Origin of the sequence: Thermus scotoductus DSM 8553 (assembly GCF_000381045.1) — a bacterium.
GTDB lineage: Bacteria > Deinococcota > Deinococci > Deinococcales > Thermaceae > Thermus > Thermus scotoductus.
The window spans coordinates 26,730-42,656 of sequence record NZ_KB905736.1 but is presented as its reverse complement, the minus strand read 5'-3'; the positions used below and the strand labels follow the sequence as shown (position 1 = coordinate 42,656).

Genomic DNA, 15,927 nt, shown 5'->3' with positions numbered 1-15,927 from the left:
TAGGGATGGCCATCACTGCAAAACCCAAAGCCGGACTGTGGGCGGTCCTTTGGGACCTGCTCACCACCGTGGACCACAAGAAGATCGGCCTCATGTACACGGCCACCGCCTTCTTCGCCTTCGCCCTGGCGGGGGTTTTCTCCCTCCTCATCCGGGCGCAGCTGGCGGTGCCCAACAACACCCTCCTCACCGGAGAGCAGTACAACCAGATTCTCACCCTCCACGGGGCCACCATGCTCTTCTTCTTCATCATCCAGGCCGGGCTCACCGGCTTTGGGAACTTCGTGGTGCCCCTGATGCTAGGGGCCAGGGATGTGGCCCTGCCCCGGGTGAACGCCTTCAGCTACTGGGCTTTTCTGGGAGCCATCATCCTGGCCCTGATGAGCTACCTCTTCCCCGGTGGAGCTCCCAGCGTGGGCTGGACCTTCTACTACCCCTTCTCCGTGCAGTCGGGTAGCGGGGTGGACTTCTACATGGCCGCCATCCTGCTCCTGGGCTTTTCCAGCCTCTTGGGCAACGCCAACTTCATCGCCACCATCTACAACCTCAGGGCCCAAGGGATGAGCATGTGGAAGATGCCCATGTACGTGTGGAGCGTCTTCGCCGCCAGCGTGCTCAACCTTTTCAGCCTGGCGGGGCTTACTGCGGCCACCCTGCTGGTCCTCCTGGACCGCAAGATCGGCCTCACCTGGTTCAACCCCGACATCGGGGGCGACCCCGTCCTCTTCCAGCAGTTCTTCTGGTTCTACTCCCACCCCACGGTCTACGTGATGCTCCTGCCCTACCTGGGCATCCTCGCCGAGGTGGCCTCCACCTTCGCCCGCAAGCCCCTTTTCGGCTACAAGCAGATGGTCTGGGCCCAGATGGGGATCGTGGTCCTGGGCACCATGGTCTGGGCCCACCACATGTTCGCCGTGGGCGAGTCCACCCTCTTCCAGATCGCCTTCGCCTTCTTCACCGCCCTCATCGCCGTGCCCACGGGGGTGAAGCTCTTTAACCTCATCGGCACCCTTTGGGGCGGCAAGCTCCAGATGCACACCCCCCTCTATTGGGTCCTGGGCTTCATCTTCAACTTCCTCCTTGGGGGGATTACCGGGGTCATGCTCTCCATGACCCCATTGGACTACCAGTTCCACGACTCCTACTTCGTGGTGGCCCACTTCCACAACGTCCTCATGGCGGGGAGCGCCTTCGGGGCCTTTGCCGGGCTTTACTACTGGTGGCCTAAGATGACGGGCCGCATGTACGACGAGCGGCTCGGCAAGCTCCACTTCTGGCTCTTCCTCGTGGGCTACCTGGTCACCTTCCTTCCCCAGTACGCCCTGGGCTACCTGGGCATGCCCCGGCGCTACTACACCTACAACGCCGACATCGCCGGCTGGCCCGAGCTCAACTTCATTTCCACCGTCGGGGCCTTCATCCTGGGCCTCGGGGGTCTGGTCTGGATCTACGTTATGTGGAAGAGCCTGCGCTCCGGGGAGAAGGCTCCGGATAACCCCTGGGGTGGCTACACCCTGGAGTGGCTCACCAGCTCCCCGCCCAAGGCCCATAACTTTGACGTGGTCCTGCCCAAGGACTTCCCCTCTGAGCGGCCTCTCTACGACTGGGCCAAGAAGGGGGTGGAGCTGAAGCCCGAAGACCCCAGCCACATCCACCTGCCCAATAGCTCCTTCTGGCCCTTTTACTCCGCCGCTACCCTCTTCGCCTTCTTTGTTTCCGTGGCGGCCCTGCCTGTGCCCAACGTGTGGATGTGGGTCTTCCTGGCCCTTTTTGCTTACGGCCTGATCAGGTGGGCCCTCGAGGACGAGTACAGCCACCCGGTGGAGCACCACACCCTCACGGGCAAGTCCAACGCCTGGATGGGGATGGCCTGGTTCATGGTTTCGGAAGTGGGCCTCTTCGCCATCCTCATCGCCGGCTACCTCTACCTGCGCCTCACCGGGGCGGCGGTACCCCCGGAGGAACGGCCTGCCCTTTGGCTTGCCCTCCTCAACACCTTCTTCCTGGTGAGCTCCTCCTTCACCGTGCACTTTGCCCACCACGACCTGAGGCGTGGCCGGTTCAGCCCCTTCCGCTTTGGCCTTTTGGTCACCATCATCCTGGGGGTTCTCTTCTTCCTGGTGCAGTCCTATGAGTTCTACGAATTCCACCGCCACTCCAGCTGGCAGGAGAATCTGTGGACCGCCACCTTCTTCACCATCGTGGGCCTCCACGGCCTGCACGTGGTCATCGGGGGCTTTGGCCTCATCCTGGCCTACCTCCAGGCCCTTAGGGGCAAGGTTACCCAGCACCACCACGGCACCCTCGAGGCCGCCAGCATGTACTGGCACCTGGTGGACGCCGTCTGGCTGGTCATCGTGGTCCTCTTCTACATCTGGTGAGGCATCGGGTGCTGGGCCCCCGCCCTGGGGCGGGGGCCTTTGCTATGGATAGAAGGGGATGCGGCTTTTGGTGGTGGACTTTGACTACTTCTTCCCCGTGCCCCAAGACGCCAAGGACCCCCTGGCCCCCCTCTTCGCCTGGGCCCACTTTGAAACCCCCTATTACCTGGAGGAGGCCTGGGAGGAGCGGGCCTTGGCCTTCCTCCTCCGGGGGCTTCCCCTGCCCGGGGCCCGGGGGTGGGAGGGCTTCTGGGGGCGCTTCGCCTTCGCCCCTGGGGCGGTGCTCTACTACGCCGAAAGCAACGCCCTGGCCTTCCACCCCGAGGTACGGGAAGGTGTGAGGGAGGTGGTCCTCTTTGACGCCCACCACGATGCGGGCTACCGCCCCTTGGGGGAGGAGCCCGCCTGCGACGACTGGATGGTCTTCTACCACCGCCTGGGGGCGAGGCTTCGGGTCTATTACCCTCCCTGGCGGGACCCCTCCTTGGAGCCCGAGCCCCAGGTCCCGGTGGCGCGGGCGCTGGACCCCGGGGGGCGGGTGGAAGGGGTCTTTCACCGGGTTTTCCTCTGCCGGAGTGGGGCTTGGGTCCCTCCCTGGGCCGACGGGGACTTCTTCGCCTTCTTAGGGAAAGCGCCCTTGCCTAAGGTGACCCTCGAGGCGGTGGCGAGGAGGCCATTCGACCTCGTGGGCCTCCTAAGGCGGTCAGAGGAGGAAGCCCTTGGCCTTAGGATCATGGAGCGCCTAAGGGGGCTCTTTTAGCCTTTGCCCTGGACAAGCCCTTGCCCTTCCCCTATAATCACTAAGGCTGTTGGGCCGTTAGCTCAGCTGGCAGAGCAACCGACTTTTAATCGGTAGGTCGCAGGTTCGAATCCTGCACGGCCCACCAAGCCAGGGCCCCATCGTCTAGCGGTCAGGACGCGGCCCTCTCAAGGCCGAAACGGGGGTTCGATTCCCCCTGGGGTCACCACGGGCGGCTAGCTCAGCTGGTCAGAGCGCTCGCCTTACAAGCGAGAGGTCAGAGGTTCAAATCCTCTGCCGCCCACCACGATGGGAACACAAAACTTCCCCCCTCGGTAGCGAGGGGGAAGATGTTTTGAGGGCTTTAGGCCTCCTTGGCGAGGAGGCTCCGCACCGCCTCGGGGAGGGTTTCCCCAGGAAAGAGGGTCCGGAAGCGCTGGGCCAGGTCCCGGAGCAGAGGACGTAGGGTTTCGTCCCGTAAGGCCTGGGGGTAAAGGGCTTCCATCTCGCTGAGAAGGGATTGTCTGGCCAGGTGCCGAGCCACCAGGAGGGCTTCCCCCTCGAGGCCCGTGGGCCGGCCCCGCTTGAGGCGCTCCGCCTCCTTGCGCACCCAGGGGCTTTCCAGAAGGCGGCGGCAGGTGGGGCAGGGATGCTTGGGGCTGGGGCTTCCGCAGATGGGGCAGGGCTCGCCTCGATCCTTTTGCAAAAGGGCCAGGGCGGCCCGGGCTACCTTTTCCCGTAGCTCCAGGGGGGCTTTTTCCGAAAGCTCCAACGCCCGGCGACTTGCCCATAGGAGGCGCTCGGGGTTTTCCGGGGTTTTGGGGGTCTCTGGCTCCTTTTCCAGGGGCCCCACCACAAAGCGGATCTCCTTCACCACCCCTGGAAACTGCTCCTCGTAGCGTCGCAAAAGGGCCAGGCGGCTATAGGTGAGCTGGTGGGCGGTGACGGGGTCCGCCACGCGCACGGTGAGGGCACCCCCCTCGAGGGCCAGGGGTTCGCTTAGGCGAGCCAGTTCCTTGCCCACCACCTCCCGCCAGGCAGCCAGGACCAGGCCCCGCTTTAGCTTTTCCCTGCCCCCTGCCTTCTTCAGGGCCTCGGGGATCACCTCCTTAAGCCGCCAGGGCATGCCCACCCTCCCGGGAGGGTCAGCATAGGACCACCCCTCCTTCCACCCAGCATACCGGCACCCCCTCGGGGGCCCAAAGCCCCGCCAGGATGGCCTGGGGTAGGGTGCGGGTATAGGCCAGAACCGCCTGCCGTTTGCCCTCGTCCAGCTCCTCGCTCCACTCGTCCACCAGGAGAAGGGGGGCTTCCCCATGGTGCTCGGAAAGCAGGCGGTGCTCGGCCAGGCGGAGGGAGAGGGCCACCGCCTTGGCCTCCCCCCGGCTACCAAAGCGGTGGACCGGCCGTCCTGAGAGCAGGAAGACCAGGTCGTCGCGGTGGGGGCCCACCAGGGTCTGCCCCCGGGCCAGCTCCTCCTCCCTCCGGGTCCTTAGGGCCTCGAGGAGATCCCCCGGGGCGGTTTCCTCCAGAAGAAGCCCCACCTCCCCCGGGGCCAGGCTCCGGTGGACGGATTGGAATATGGGCAAGAATCGCTTTAAGAAGCGCCTTCTAAAGGCCATGATCTCCGTGCCGTAGCGGGCCAGCTCCTGATCCCATACGGAAAGCCCGTTCCCCCCAGCCTTCAAAAGGACGTTTCGCTGGCGCAGGGCCTTTTCGTAGGCGGAAAGAAGGGCGGCGTACCGGCGGGAGAAGCGCCCGATCAGGCGATCCAGAAAGGCCCGCCTCTCCTCCCGGCTCCCCAGGACCACCTCCACGTCCTCAGGAAGCACCAAAACCGAACCCGGAAGTTCCTGGAGTGCCCGTAGGCTCACCGCCTTCTCGTTCAGCACGATCTCCCTTCCCTCCGGCCTCAGCCGTTGCTCGATCCGGTATAGACCCAGCTCGGTTTCCACCTCCGCCTGCAGCCAGGCTTCCTCCTCTCCGAAACGGATCAGGTCGGCCAAGGAAGCCCGGACCTCGCCTCCAAGGGCCAGGTGGATGCCGAGGAGGAGGCTGGTCTTCCCCTGGGCGTTCCCTCCCACCAGGGCGAAAAGGCCCTGAGGGGGCTGGAAGGCCGAGAGGGCCAGGTTGCGGAAGTTTCTCTGGCGGAAGACGAGGAGACGCATCTAGATCCTTGCCCGACGAAAGAGAAAGGGAAGGGCCAGGAGGGCCACGAGGAGGAGGATAGCCCCCAGGAGGTAGGGGGCCTCAGGGGAAAGGCGGTAGAGGCCTGTACCCAGAACAGGCCCGAGCATCCGGCCTAGGGCCTGGGCGGAGGCGTTCAAGCCTGCCACCAGACCTTGTTCCCCTTCCCCCACGGCCAGGGAGAGGGCGGCGGTGACCCCCGGCCCCGCCAGGGCCGTCCCCGCCCCCTGCAGGGCCAGGCCCAGGGCCAAAAGGGGAAAGCCATGGGCCACCACCAAAAGGAGGAAGCCCAGGATGCCCACGGGTAGCCCCAGGAGGAGGAGGGTCCTAGGCGGCCAGGAGAAGCGCCGCACCAGGAAACCCTGGATGAAGACCGCCACAAAGCCGTAAAGCACCAGGGCAAGCCCCACGCTCCTGGCGGTTTCCACCCCCGAAAGCCCGAGGCGGTCTTGGAAGTAGAAGGCGATGGTCTGCTCGAGGGCCACCCCGGAAAGGTTCAGGGAAAACCCCAGGAGGAGAAGGGGGAAGACCCTTCCATCCCAGGGGGAAAGGTGCCCCGCCTCCTGCGATCCCTGGGGCCTGGATTCCGGCAGGACCAGGGCCACGAAAAGGGCGTTGAGGAAGGCGATGCCGGAGGAGAAGAACACCGGGGCCAGGAGGCCAAACCATGCGGCAAGCCCCGCCCCCAAGGCGGGCCCCAGGATGACCGCCAGGCCGAAGGCAGCCCCCAAGAGGGCCATGCCTGCGGTGCGGTGTTCCCGCCCGGTGATATCGGCCACGTAGGCCTGGGCGGTGGGTAGGGTGGCGGAGCTGAAGGCCCCGCCAAGAAGCCGGGCCAGGAGGAGGAGAGGGAAGAGGAGTTCCGCGGAAACCAGCCCCCTTTGGCCCAAAAGGGCAAAGAGGCCAAAGAGGAGGAAACTCACGGCAAAGCCCAGGATGCCCAGGAGGAGGATGGGCTTCCTGCCCTTCTCGCTCAGCCTTCCCCAGAGAGGCGAAAGGAGGAACTGCATGAGGGCGTAGCCAGTGGAGAAAAGACCCACCTGGACCTCGGTGAGCCCGAGCTCCCGGCCCAAAGGCCCCAGGATGGGGAAGAGGATGGAAAGCCCCAGGATGCTGTTGAAAAGGGTCAGGAAGAGGAGGCCTACAGGGGACATGCCCTAGAGCTTATCCGAAGCGGCCGGTGATGTAGGCCTCGGTGCGAGGGTCCTTGGGCTTGGTGAAGAGGGACTCGGTGGCACCGAACTCCACCATCTCCCCGTTGAGGAAGAAGGCAGTGTAGTCGGAAACCCGGGCGGCCTGTTGCATGTTGTGGGTCACGATGACGATGGTCACCTGCTCCTTCAGGGAGAGGAGGAGGTCCTCTATGGCCTGGGTGGAGATGGGATCCAGGCTGGCGGTGGGCTCGTCCATAAGCAGGACCTCCGGCTCCACCGCCAGGGCCCGGGCGATGGTGAGGCGTTGTTGCTGTCCTCCGGAAAGGCCGCTCGCCGGGGTGCGCAGGCGATCCTTGACCTCGTCCCACAGGGCAGCGCCCCGCAGGGCCCTTTCCACCGCCTCGTCCAGGCGCCGCTTATCCCTTATACCCACCAGCTTAAGACCCGCCGCCACGTTGTCGTAGATGGACATGGTGGGGAAGGCCGTGGGTTTTTGGAAGACCATCCCCACCCGCCTCCGCACCAGAACCGGGTCCACTCCGGGGGCGTAGATGTTTTCCCCGTCCAGGAGGACCTCCCCTTCCACTCGGGCGATGGGGGTGAGGTCATGCATGCGGTTTAGGGCCCTTAGGAATGTGGTCTTGCCGCACCCGGAGGGCCCGATGAGGGCGGTGATCCGGTGGCGGTAGATGGGGAGGTTTACCCCGCCCCCGACCCCCACGCCCACCCGGTTTCCGTAGCGGACCACTAGCCCTTTGGATTCCATGTGGGTGCCCACGGTTTCCTTGGTTTCCGGTAACATTTAGAACCTCCTCCTCGAGGCCCAGCGGGCCAGCAGGCTCGTCAGGGTGATGAGCCCGAAGAGCACCAGCCCCGCAGCCCAGGCCTGGCGGTGCCAGTCCTCGTAGGGGCTGATGGCAAAGGCGAAAAGCCGCAGGGGAAGGGTGTCCATGGGCTTAAGGGGGTTTAGCTCCAAGAGGGGACTGCCAAAGGCGGTGAAGAGGAGAGGTGCTGCTTCCCCCGCCGCCCGGGCGAAGGCCAGAAGAACCCCCGTGATGAGCCCGGCCCGGGCCGTGGGCAGGACCAGGGAAAGGATCACCCGCCAGCGGGGAAGCCCCAGGGCCAGGCCGGCTTCACGGATCTCCTTGGGTACCAGGGCGAGGACGCCCTCGGTACTCCGGGCCAGGATGGGGATCATGAGGAAGCCCAAGGCGAAGGCCCCCGAGAGGCCCGAAAACCCCCCCATGGGCTTTACGATGAGGATGAAGGCCAAAAGCCCAAAGAGGATGGCGGGCATGCCGTTTAAGGTGTCGGAGAGGAGGCGGAGGTACGGGTTTACCGGATGGTCGGGATACTCGGCCAGGAGGATCCCGGCGGCCAAGCCAAAGGGCAGGGCAATGAGAAGTCCCAGCCCGTCCACGATCAAGGTACCCACGATGGCTTGCCTGAGCCCCCCTCCGGTTTCCCCGGGGGGGCGCATATCCTTAAGGAAGAAATCCAGGTTAAGGGCGCCTGCCCCTTGGCTTAAGGCGTAGGCCAGCACCAAAAGCAGGATGAGGAAGGCAAGCCCCGTACCCAGGCCCACCAGGGCCATCATGAAGCGCTCCTTGCGGTAGCGGGCTCGAAGGGCCAGGTTTTTTTCCAGGCTCCTCAGGTTGCCGGCAGGAAGCATCACAGCACCCCCTTGACCAGGCGCTCCTGGCGCCGGAGGACGTAGGCCGCCGCGAAGTTCACCGCCATGGAAACCCAGAAGAGAAGGAAGCCCACGGCGATCAAGGCGGAAAGGTGCAGGTCCTCCACGGCCTCGGTGAACTCGTTGGCGATCACGCTGGGCATGGTGGCCGCCCCGCCGAAGAGGGTGTAGGGGAGCTTGTGGGAGTTGCCGATGACCATAGTGACCGCCATGGTTTCCCCCACCGCCCGGGCCAGGGCCAAAAAGGCCCCGGCGATGATCCCGCCCCGGGCCAAAGGAAGGATGGCCATGCGCATCACTTCCCAGCGGGTAGCCCCCAAGGCGTAGGCGGCTTCCCGATGCTCCTTGGGCACCAGGGCGATGGCATCCCGGGCTAAGGCGGCGGTGTAGGGAACGATCATGGAGGCCAGGATCAAAACGGCGGTCATCAGCCCATATCCCGTGGGTACCCCCAGAATGGGCACCAACCAGGGCGCATGCTCCGCCGCCCACATGTAGAGGGGAAGCTGTACCTGGTCCCGGATCCACGGGGCTAAGACGAAGATACCCCAAAGGCCGTAGACCACGCTGGGCACCGCGGCCATGAGGTCCAGGAGAAAGTTGATCACCTGGGCGAGCCACCTGGGGGCATACTCGGCGGCGAAGATGGCTGCGGCCAGGGCGGGGAAAAAGGAGAGCAAAAGAGCCGAAAGGCTCACGATCACCGTGCCCAAGATGTACGGCCAGGCCCCGAAGGACTTCTGGATCACGGGGTCCCACTCCCTACCCAGGGCAAACCCCAAAAGCCCAAAGCGCTTCAGGGCCAGGCTTCCCCCTTGGTAGAGCTCGTAGGCCATGAGCAGGGCCAAGACCACCACGCCCAGAGCCAGGAGAAGGAGGGCCCAGGCAAAGATCCGGTCGCCAGAATGGGTGTACAGCCGCTTCATGGACAACCCCTTTTCAAGATAAGGGGTGGCCTGGGAAAAGGCCACCCCTGGGGCAAGGGTGTTTCTAGCGCCCCGTGATCTCTTTGCCGATGGGCTTGCCCTGGTAGGTGACCCGGGAAAGGAGGGCCAGGGCCCGCTGTTGGGGCACGGAGTCCAGGGCCCCGTAGGTGAGGGGCTCGTTGTACTTCTGCCCGTCGGTGAGGATCCACTTCACGAACTCCACCAGGGCCCGGGCCTCAGCCTCGCTCTTCACCGCCTTATTGACGGAGAGGTCCTCGTAAAGGAGGAGGTAGGTGAAGCTGGCGATGGGGTAGCCGTCGGGAGCTGCGGTGTCGGTGATGGAGACCCGCATGTCCCCGGGGAGGGGCACGTTAGCGGCGGCCTTTATACTGGCCAGATCCGCCAGAATGAACCGGCCTGATTTGTTCTGCACCGCTCCGTAGCTCAAGTTATTTTGCTTGGCGTAGGTGACCTCCACGTAGCCGATGGCCCCAGGGGTCTGTTTGACCACCCCGGCCACGCCCTCGTTGCCCTTGCCTCCCACGCCCACGGGCCACTGGACGCTGGTGCCCCGCCCCACCTTGCTGGCCCACTCGGGGGAAACCTTGGAAAGGTAGTCTACCCAGACATAAGTGGTGCCGGAGCCGTCGGAGCGGTGCACCACAGTGATGGGCAGGGGAGGAAGCTTCACATTGGGGTTGAGCGCTTGCAGAGCAGGGTCATTCCACGTCTTGATCTTGCCCAGGTAGATGTCCGCCAGCACGGGTCCGGTGAAGCGCAGGGGTTCCCGCACCCCAGGAAGGTTATAGACCGGGACCACCGCCCCCAGGGCATAAGCGATGTTGAGGGCGTTGGTCTTGAAGCGGGTCTTCACATCCTTCATCACCTGGTCGCTTAAGGGAGCGTCGCTGGCACCGAAGTGCACCGTCTGCTCCAGGAACTGCCGGATACCCCCGCCGGAGCCGATAGACTGGTAGTTGATGCGCACCTTACCCCCGGTGAGCCGGGTGTACTCGTCCGCGTACTTGGCCATCAGGGGGTAAGGGAAGGTGGCCCCTGCCCCCACCAGGGTAATGGTGCTTTGCGCCCACGCTGACGCTGCAAGTGCCAATGCTCCCAAAACCGTTGCCGTTAGCCGTCGCATCCGAAACCTCCCACCTGTACTCTGGCAGCCCTTTGTCAGGAGAAGGTCAAGGCGTTTGCCTGGGGCTTCCCCTCGAGGCCTGCCAGGTTGTAAAGCCCCTGGCGGATCACCGTGCCTCCCAAAAGCCTCTCCCCCTGGTAGAACACGGCGCTTTGCCCCGGGGTCACGGCGAAGACCGGGGTGGCGAAGCGAAGGCGCAAGGGGTTTAAGGACTCCACCTTGGCCCTTACGGGAGGGGTGCGGTAGCGCACCTGGACCTCCACTTCCTCGGGAAGCTCGGCCAGGAGGTTGGCTTCCTCCCCCTCAAGCCCTAGCCAAAGGGTAGCCTCCCTGGGCCCCACGTAGACCACGTTGGCCAGGGGGTCCACACCCACCACGTACTGCTCCAGGTGGGGCTTGAACAGGCCGAGGCCCTTTCGCTGGCCGATGGTGTAGAGGCTTGCCCCTTGGTGCTCTCCCACCACCTCCCCGGTGAGGGCGTCCACCAGGGGACCGGGGCGGACCTTGAGCCTTTCCCTCAGGAACTCCTTCAGGTCCCCGGCCACGAAGCAGAGGTTCTGGCTTTCCGGCTTCCTGGCGGTGGGAAGCCCGGCCCTTTCCGCCAGGGCCCGCACCTCAGCCTTGGTCATCCCCCCCACGGGGAAGAGGAGGTGGGGCAGGGCTTCCTTGGGGGTTCCCCAGAGGAAGTAGCTCTGGTCCTTCAGGGGGTCTATTCCCCGGAGAAGGCTTTCCCCCTCCCGGCGCACGTAGTGCCCCGTGGCCACATAGTCCAGGCCCAGGCGCTGGGCCTGCTTGAGGAGGGCCCCGAACTTGACGAAGGTGTTGCAGCGGGCACAGGGGTTGGGGGTGCGGCCTTGGGCGTAGTCCTCTAGGAAGGGCTTTATGATCTCCTCCTCAAAGGTCTCCCGGTAGTCCAAGAGGTAGAAGGGGATGCCCAGGGTTTCCGCCACCCTGCGGGCCTCGTAGGCGGCCTCGGGGGTGCAGCAGCTTTCCCAGGCCCGCCCCTTGGGGGGGATATCCAGGGTGGGCCTTGGGGGCTCCTCGGGCCAGAAGCGCATCATGGCCCCCACCACCTCGTACCCCGCCTCCTTCAGGAGGTAAGCGGAGACGGAGGAGTCCACGCCCCCAGACATGGCCACCAGAACCTTCTTGCTCATGCCACCACCCGTTCGCCCAAGGCGGCCTCCGTGCTCCTTATGGCCACCTCCGCCATCTCCGGGGTGGGCTCGGCCACGGTGAGGGCCTGGAAGCGGAAGCCAAGCTCCCTCAAGAACAGGGAAACGGGGTCGTTGTGCCGGGCGGAGAAGTAGAGGAGCTCAAAGGCCAAGGCCGCCACCACCGGCAGGAAGAGGACCCGGGCCAGGAGCCGCCACCAGAGTACCTCCGGGGCGGGAATAAAGCTGTAGACCAAGATGGAAACCACGATGACAAAAGCGATGAAGGTGGTGCCGCACCGGGGGTGGAAGCGGGGCTGGGCCATGACGTTTTCCACGGTGAGGGGAAGCCCCTTTTCAAAGGCGTGGATGGCCTTGTGCTCCGCCCCGTGGTACATGAAGAAGCGCTTGATCTCCGGCAGGCGTCCGATGAAGCGGAGGTAGCCCACCAGGATGCCCACCTTGAGGAGGCCGGCCAGGAGGTTGTAGAGAAGGGGGAAGCGGGCGGCATCCAGGAGGAGGCCGGCCAGGAACCCCGGCAGCACGATGAAGAGGGCGATGCCCAGAAGGAGGCTCACCGCCACCGTGCCCCACAGGGCCCCCTTGGGCATTTCCTCTTCGCCCCCCACCAGCTCGGCGCTGCGGGCCAGGGCCCGGTAGCTCACGGAAAGGGCATCCCAAAGGGCCACCACCCCCCGGATCAGGGGGAGCTTGGCCCGGGGGTAGCGCTGGCTTAGGGCGGGCTCCTCGTGGCGCTCCACGTGGATTTGGCCGTCGGGAAGGCGTACCGCCAGGGCCCAGGCCCAGGGAGCCTTCATCATCACCCCCTCGAGGGCCGCCGAACCCCCTAGGGCCACCTGCTTGGCGAGAAGCAAAAGAAGCCGCATCCCTCCCATTCTGCCATGGGGGCGTGGTATCTTCCAGGCGTGATCACCTTGCATGCTTTAGAGGCCACGTTGGCGGAGGGGAAGGCTCCTTTGAAGGTGGTGTGGGTGAAGAAGGGGGAGCTTACCCCCCAGGGAGAGGCCCTGGATGTCCGTCTGGGAGGAGTTCTAAGGCGGGCCATGGCCGGGGCAGGGTTCAAGGGGGAGGCGGGGGAGAACCTCTTGCTTTCCACCCCCGAGGGGCATTTCCTCCTCTTCGGCCTGGACGAGGATCCCCGGGCCACGGGGGGAAGGCTGGCCCAGGCGCTCGCCAAGCTATCCTTCCCCGAGGTTCTGGTGGAGGCCCTCGAGGCCTACCCCCTGGCGGAAGGGATTCTCTTGGGGGCGTACCGCTTTGACCGCTACAAGGGCTCCAGGGAGGAAAAGCCCGTGGCCATCCAGCTTTCCGGAGCTAACCCGGAGGAGGTGGAAAGGGCGAAGAAGGTGGCGGAAGGCGTTTACTGGGCCCGCGACCTGGTGAACGAGCCTCCCAACGTCCTCACCCCGGAGGCCCTGGCGGAGGCGGCCCTTTCCCTTAAGGCCTTCGGGGTAGAGGTGGAGGTTCTGGACGAAGGGGCCATCCAGGCTTTGGGCATGGGGGCTTTCCTAGCGGTGGCCCAGGGCTCGGAAAACCCACCCCGTTTCATCGCTTTGCGCTATGCCCCGGAAGGCGCCGGGGAAAGGCTGGATTTGGTGGGCAAGGGGCTCACCTTTGACTCCGGGGGCTACTCCCTCAAGCCCACGGAGGGCATGGCCACCATGAAGGGGGATATGGCCGGGGGAGCGGCGGTCCTCGGGGCCATGAAGAGCGCCGCCCTCCTGGGCCTGCCCGTGGAGATCCGGGGCTACATCGCCGCCTGCGAGAACATGGTCTCGGGCCGGGCCTACCGGCTTGGGGATGTCCTCAAGACCTTGACCGGCAAAACGGTGGAGGTGATGAACACCGACGCCGAGGGAAGGCTTACCTTGGCCGATGCTCTGGCCTATGCGGAAAGGCAAGGGGCCAGGCGCATTCTGGAACTTTCCACCCTTACCGGTTCGGCGGTGGTGGCCTTAGGGGAGGAGGTGGCTGCCCTGTTCGCCACCGAGGAGGCTTGGGGAAGGCGGGTGGAAGATGCCGCAAGGCGGGCTGGGGAGAAGGTCTGGCCCCTTCCCTTGGAAAGGGCCTACCGGAAGAAGCTGAAAAGCCCCGTGGCCGACCTTAAGAACGTGGGGGACCGGAATGGCGGCGCCATCACGGCCGCCCTCTTCCTGGCGGAGTTCGTGACGGTGCCCTTGGTGCACCTGGATATCGCCGGGCCCGCCTTCGCCAAAAAGGCCCATGCCCTGGGCCCGGAAGGAGGCACGGGGTTTGGGGTGAGGACGGTCCTCGAGGTGGCCCGGGGGCTCACCGATACCACCCCAGCCTGACTTGGTCAGGCTGGAAGCCCCGGTAAACCACCCCAGCCTGCCTTGCGGCAGGCTGGCCCCGGTTGTGCGCCATAAGGTTTCCCCACCCTGCGAGAAAAGCGGGGTGGGGAAACTTTCCCGGGATGGGCCCCGGTGAGAAGGTATTACTCCTGGCAGTTGGGGCAGAGCCCCCTGAACTCCAAGCGGAAGTTCTCCAGAGCCCAGCCGGACTTCTCGGCGGCGGCCTTTTGTGCCTGGGAAAGGTCCAACTCCGGCAGGTTCTTCAAGAGCAGGTCCTCCACCTTCCCGCAGGAGGTGCAGACCAGGTGCACGTGGGGCTCGTTGTAGCCGTCGTAGCGGGTCAGGCCCTTGGGGTCGCGGAACTCGTAGATGAGGCCGTGTTCCCTGAGGACGTGGAGGTTCAGGTATACCGTGGAGAGGCCGATGTCGTAACCCCGCTTCTTAAGGCCGTTGTAAAGCTCCTCCGGGGTGGGGTGGACGTTCTTGCGATCCAGGTAGCTGAGGATCCGCTCGCGAGGCAGGGTGTGCCTGAGCCCAACCGCCTTTAGCCGCGCCCGGTAGTTTTCCTTTTCCCTCATCCTTGGCATAGCTCCTCCTTCCTTTCCATTCCAGTATACACAGGCTGTGTACAAATGCAACACCCAAATTGGGTAAAAGGTGGTATAGACTTTCCCTCTCTTTTTGGGAAGGGTTTTTCTCAGGGAGTGTTCCCCAAGTTTAGGTAAAGTTCCAGGTTCTTCCATTATGCCATACCCTTCCAAGGCCACGGGTTGTCCGCGGTATAATGGACCCATCTTGGAGCGGCCCGTCTACCGCATCCTCCACCTGGTCTTCGCCCTGGGTTTGGCCCATGCCCTTTTCCTTTTGGGGCAGGAGGGGGTCAGGGCGTATGAGCTCGCTCGGGAGCGGGCCAGGCTGGAGGAAGCCCTGCGCCAGGCGGAGGCCCGGGTGGCCCGCCTCGAGGCCGAGGTGAAGGCGGTCAAGGATCCCGCTTACCTGGAAGCCCTGGTCCGCAGGTTGGGTTTTGTGCGGCAAGAGGAGATACTAAGGAGGCGATGAGGGAAGACCCGGCGGCACTCTTTCTGGAGGATGAAGCCCTGACCGACGGCCTCACCGATGAGGAAGCGGAAACCCTTCTTTCCTGGCTTTTGGACCTGGCGCGGGAGGCCACCCCTCAAGAGCTGGCCCATCTGAGAAGGCTGGGGCACGAGATCACCCGCCTTTCCCGCGACTATGGCCTGCCGGTGGAGGAGCTCATCGGCCTGGTGGAACTGGCCTGGGGCGGGGCCGAGGCCCCGGGTCTAGAGGCCTAAAGGACCAGGGCCTTTAAGAGCTCCCGCACCTCGGAAAGCCTGGGGGGAGGGGGAGTGAGGCGGTAGATGAGGGAGACCTGTAAGGCGGCCTCCTCCTCGAGGGGCTTGAGCACCACCCCGGGGTGGGGGAAGACCCGGTAGGGGGCCAGGGTAAGGTAAACCCCAACCCCGGCGGCCACCAGGCTCACCGCTTGGGAAAACCGGGCCACCTCCCGGGCCACCCGGGGCGTGAAACCCGCCCGGCGGAACACCTCCATGAAGGCCTCGTAAAGGGGGGGCAGGGTTTCCTTGGGGAGAAGGAGGAAGGGAGCTTCCTTAAGGGCTTTGAGGGGCACCCGTTCCCGGTGGGCCAAGGGGTGCCCTTCGGGCAGGGCCACCACGATGGGCACCTGCAAAAGGGGTTCCTGGCCGATGGCGGGGTCCTCTACCCTTAGCCCCGCAAGCCCATAGTCCAGCTTCCCCTCCCTTAGGGCCTTCACCTGCTCGGGGGTGTGCATTTCCAGGATCTCCACCGGCTGGCCTAGGCCCCGGCGCAGATGGTCCAGGAGGGGCATGAGGTCGGGAAGGAGGTTCTCCGGCACCCCGAAGCGAAGCTCCTGCCGCCCAGCCCGGCGCACCCGTTCTTTAAGCGCTTCCGCCTCCTCTAAAAGCCGCTTGCCCTCCTGCTTCAGCACCTCCCCCGCAGGGGTCAGGCGGAAAGGTCTGCGCTCGAGAAGCCTTATTCCCAGCGCCTTCTCCAGGGCCTTGATCTGCTGGGAGAGGGCAGGCTGGGAAAGATAGGCCTTCTCCGCTGCCCGGTGGAAGTTCCGTTCCTCGGCCAGGAGGAGGAAAAGCCGCAGGCGGCGCAGATCCATGATAAAATAAACTTATCACACCGCTCCAGGCTTTTCTATTGGACAAAAG

At 64.9% G+C, this 15,927-nt stretch carries 16 protein-coding genes and 3 tRNA genes; 8 read left to right on the top strand and 11 right to left on the bottom strand.

Going from position 1 to position 15,927, the window contains the following annotated elements; translation table 11 throughout:
* Positions 1 to 5: 5 nt before the first annotated feature.
* The 5 genes from ctaD to F604_RS0104520 all read left to right on the top strand — a co-directional run bounded on the left by ctaD (position 6) and on the right by F604_RS0104520 (position 3,427).
* A complete protein-coding gene (ctaD, locus tag F604_RS0104540) occupies positions 6 to 2,381 on the top strand; it encodes a cytochrome c oxidase subunit I (protein ID WP_019550597.1) in 2,376 nt (791 codons plus the stop codon).
* A gap of 58 nt (positions 2,382 to 2,439) precedes the next feature.
* Positions 2,440 to 3,141, top strand: a complete 702-nt coding sequence (locus tag F604_RS0104535; protein WP_019550596.1) for a hypothetical protein — start codon at positions 2,440 to 2,442, stop codon at positions 3,139 to 3,141.
* A 51-nt stretch (positions 3,142 to 3,192) separates the two neighbouring features.
* Positions 3,193 to 3,268, top strand: a tRNA-Lys gene (locus F604_RS0104530).
* 6 nt (positions 3,269 to 3,274) lie between these two features.
* Positions 3,275 to 3,349: transfer RNA gene (locus F604_RS0104525), tRNA-Glu, on the top strand.
* Position 3,350: 1 nt separating this feature from the next.
* Positions 3,351 to 3,427: transfer RNA gene (locus F604_RS0104520), tRNA-Val, on the top strand.
* Positions 3,428 to 3,484: 57 nt separating this feature from the next.
* Here F604_RS0104520 and F604_RS0104515 read toward each other — a convergent pair.
* The 9 genes from F604_RS0104515 to F604_RS0104475 all read right to left on the bottom strand — a co-directional run bounded on the left by F604_RS0104515 (position 3,485) and on the right by F604_RS0104475 (position 12,274).
* Positions 3,485 to 4,246 (bottom strand): DciA family protein, encoded by a 762-nt coding sequence (locus F604_RS0104515; protein ID WP_019550595.1) that lies wholly within the window; start codon positions 4,244 to 4,246, stop codon positions 3,485 to 3,487.
* 19 nt (positions 4,247 to 4,265) lie between these two features.
* A complete protein-coding gene (gene recF / locus F604_RS0104510; protein ID WP_019550594.1) occupies positions 4,266 to 5,288 on the bottom strand; it encodes a DNA replication/repair protein RecF in 1,023 nt (340 codons plus the stop codon).
* Positions 5,289 to 6,461, bottom strand: a complete 1,173-nt coding sequence (locus F604_RS0104505; RefSeq protein WP_019550593.1) for an MFS transporter — start codon at positions 6,459 to 6,461, stop codon at positions 5,289 to 5,291.
* A 10-nt stretch (positions 6,462 to 6,471) separates the two neighbouring features.
* Positions 6,472 to 7,263: a phosphate ABC transporter ATP-binding protein PstB gene (gene pstB / locus F604_RS0104500; RefSeq protein WP_015716045.1), complete on the bottom strand. Its 792-nt coding sequence runs from the start codon at positions 7,261 to 7,263 to the stop codon at positions 6,472 to 6,474.
* Positions 7,264 to 8,133 (bottom strand): phosphate ABC transporter permease PstA, encoded by an 870-nt coding sequence (gene pstA / locus F604_RS0104495; protein WP_015716046.1) that lies wholly within the window; start codon positions 8,131 to 8,133, stop codon positions 7,264 to 7,266. It lies immediately after the preceding gene.
* A complete protein-coding gene (gene pstC / locus F604_RS0104490) occupies positions 8,133 to 9,080 on the bottom strand; it encodes a phosphate ABC transporter permease subunit PstC (protein ID WP_248644122.1) in 948 nt (315 codons plus the stop codon). The genes pstA and pstC overlap by 1 nt, the downstream gene beginning before the upstream one ends.
* Before the next feature lie 64 nt (positions 9,081 to 9,144).
* A complete protein-coding gene (gene pstS, locus F604_RS0104485; protein WP_019550591.1) occupies positions 9,145 to 10,224 on the bottom strand; it encodes a phosphate ABC transporter substrate-binding protein PstS in 1,080 nt (359 codons plus the stop codon).
* 35 nt (positions 10,225 to 10,259) lie between these two features.
* Complete coding sequence (mnmA, locus tag F604_RS0104480; protein WP_019550590.1) at positions 10,260 to 11,381, bottom strand: tRNA 2-thiouridine(34) synthase MnmA; 1,122 nt, start codon at positions 11,379 to 11,381, stop codon at positions 10,260 to 10,262.
* On the bottom strand, positions 11,378 to 12,274 hold the full coding sequence (locus F604_RS0104475; protein WP_155984152.1) for a DUF1385 domain-containing protein: 897 nt from the start codon (positions 12,272 to 12,274) through the stop codon (positions 11,378 to 11,380). The genes mnmA and F604_RS0104475 overlap by 4 nt, the downstream gene beginning before the upstream one ends.
* Before the next feature lie 6 nt (positions 12,275 to 12,280).
* On the opposite strand from F604_RS0104475, the gene F604_RS0104470 reads away from it, so the two are divergent.
* The gene (locus F604_RS0104470; RefSeq protein ID WP_019550588.1) at positions 12,281 to 13,711 is read left to right on the top strand and encodes a leucyl aminopeptidase family protein; all 1,431 of its coding nucleotides are present in this window, start codon (positions 12,281 to 12,283) and stop codon (positions 13,709 to 13,711) included.
* Positions 13,712 to 13,854: 143 nt separating this feature from the next.
* Here the strand turns inward: F604_RS0104470 and F604_RS0104465 are convergent, their stop codons facing one another.
* The gene (locus tag F604_RS0104465; RefSeq protein WP_015716054.1) at positions 13,855 to 14,298 is read right to left on the bottom strand and encodes a Fur family transcriptional regulator; all 444 of its coding nucleotides are present in this window, start codon (positions 14,296 to 14,298) and stop codon (positions 13,855 to 13,857) included.
* Between the two features lie 157 nt (positions 14,299 to 14,455).
* Here F604_RS0104465 and F604_RS0104460 point away from each other — a divergent pair, with 157 nt between their 5' ends.
* Both F604_RS0104460 and F604_RS0104455 read left to right on the top strand, forming a co-directional pair.
* Positions 14,456 to 14,770, top strand: a complete 315-nt coding sequence (locus F604_RS0104460; protein ID WP_015716055.1) for an FtsB family cell division protein — start codon at positions 14,456 to 14,458, stop codon at positions 14,768 to 14,770.
* Entirely contained in the window at positions 14,767 to 15,024 is a 258-nt protein-coding gene (locus F604_RS0104455; RefSeq protein WP_019550587.1) for a hypothetical protein, read from the top strand. The genes F604_RS0104460 and F604_RS0104455 overlap by 4 nt, the downstream gene beginning before the upstream one ends.
* Here the strand turns inward: F604_RS0104455 and F604_RS0104450 are convergent.
* Positions 15,021 to 15,878 carry a LysR family transcriptional regulator gene (locus tag F604_RS0104450; protein ID WP_019550586.1) on the bottom strand — a complete coding sequence of 286 codons (858 nt, stop codon included), beginning with the start codon at positions 15,876 to 15,878 and terminating at the stop codon, positions 15,021 to 15,023. The two genes, F604_RS0104455 and F604_RS0104450, sit on opposite strands and share 4 nt — an antisense overlap.
* Positions 15,879 to 15,927: the final 49 nt, after the last annotated feature.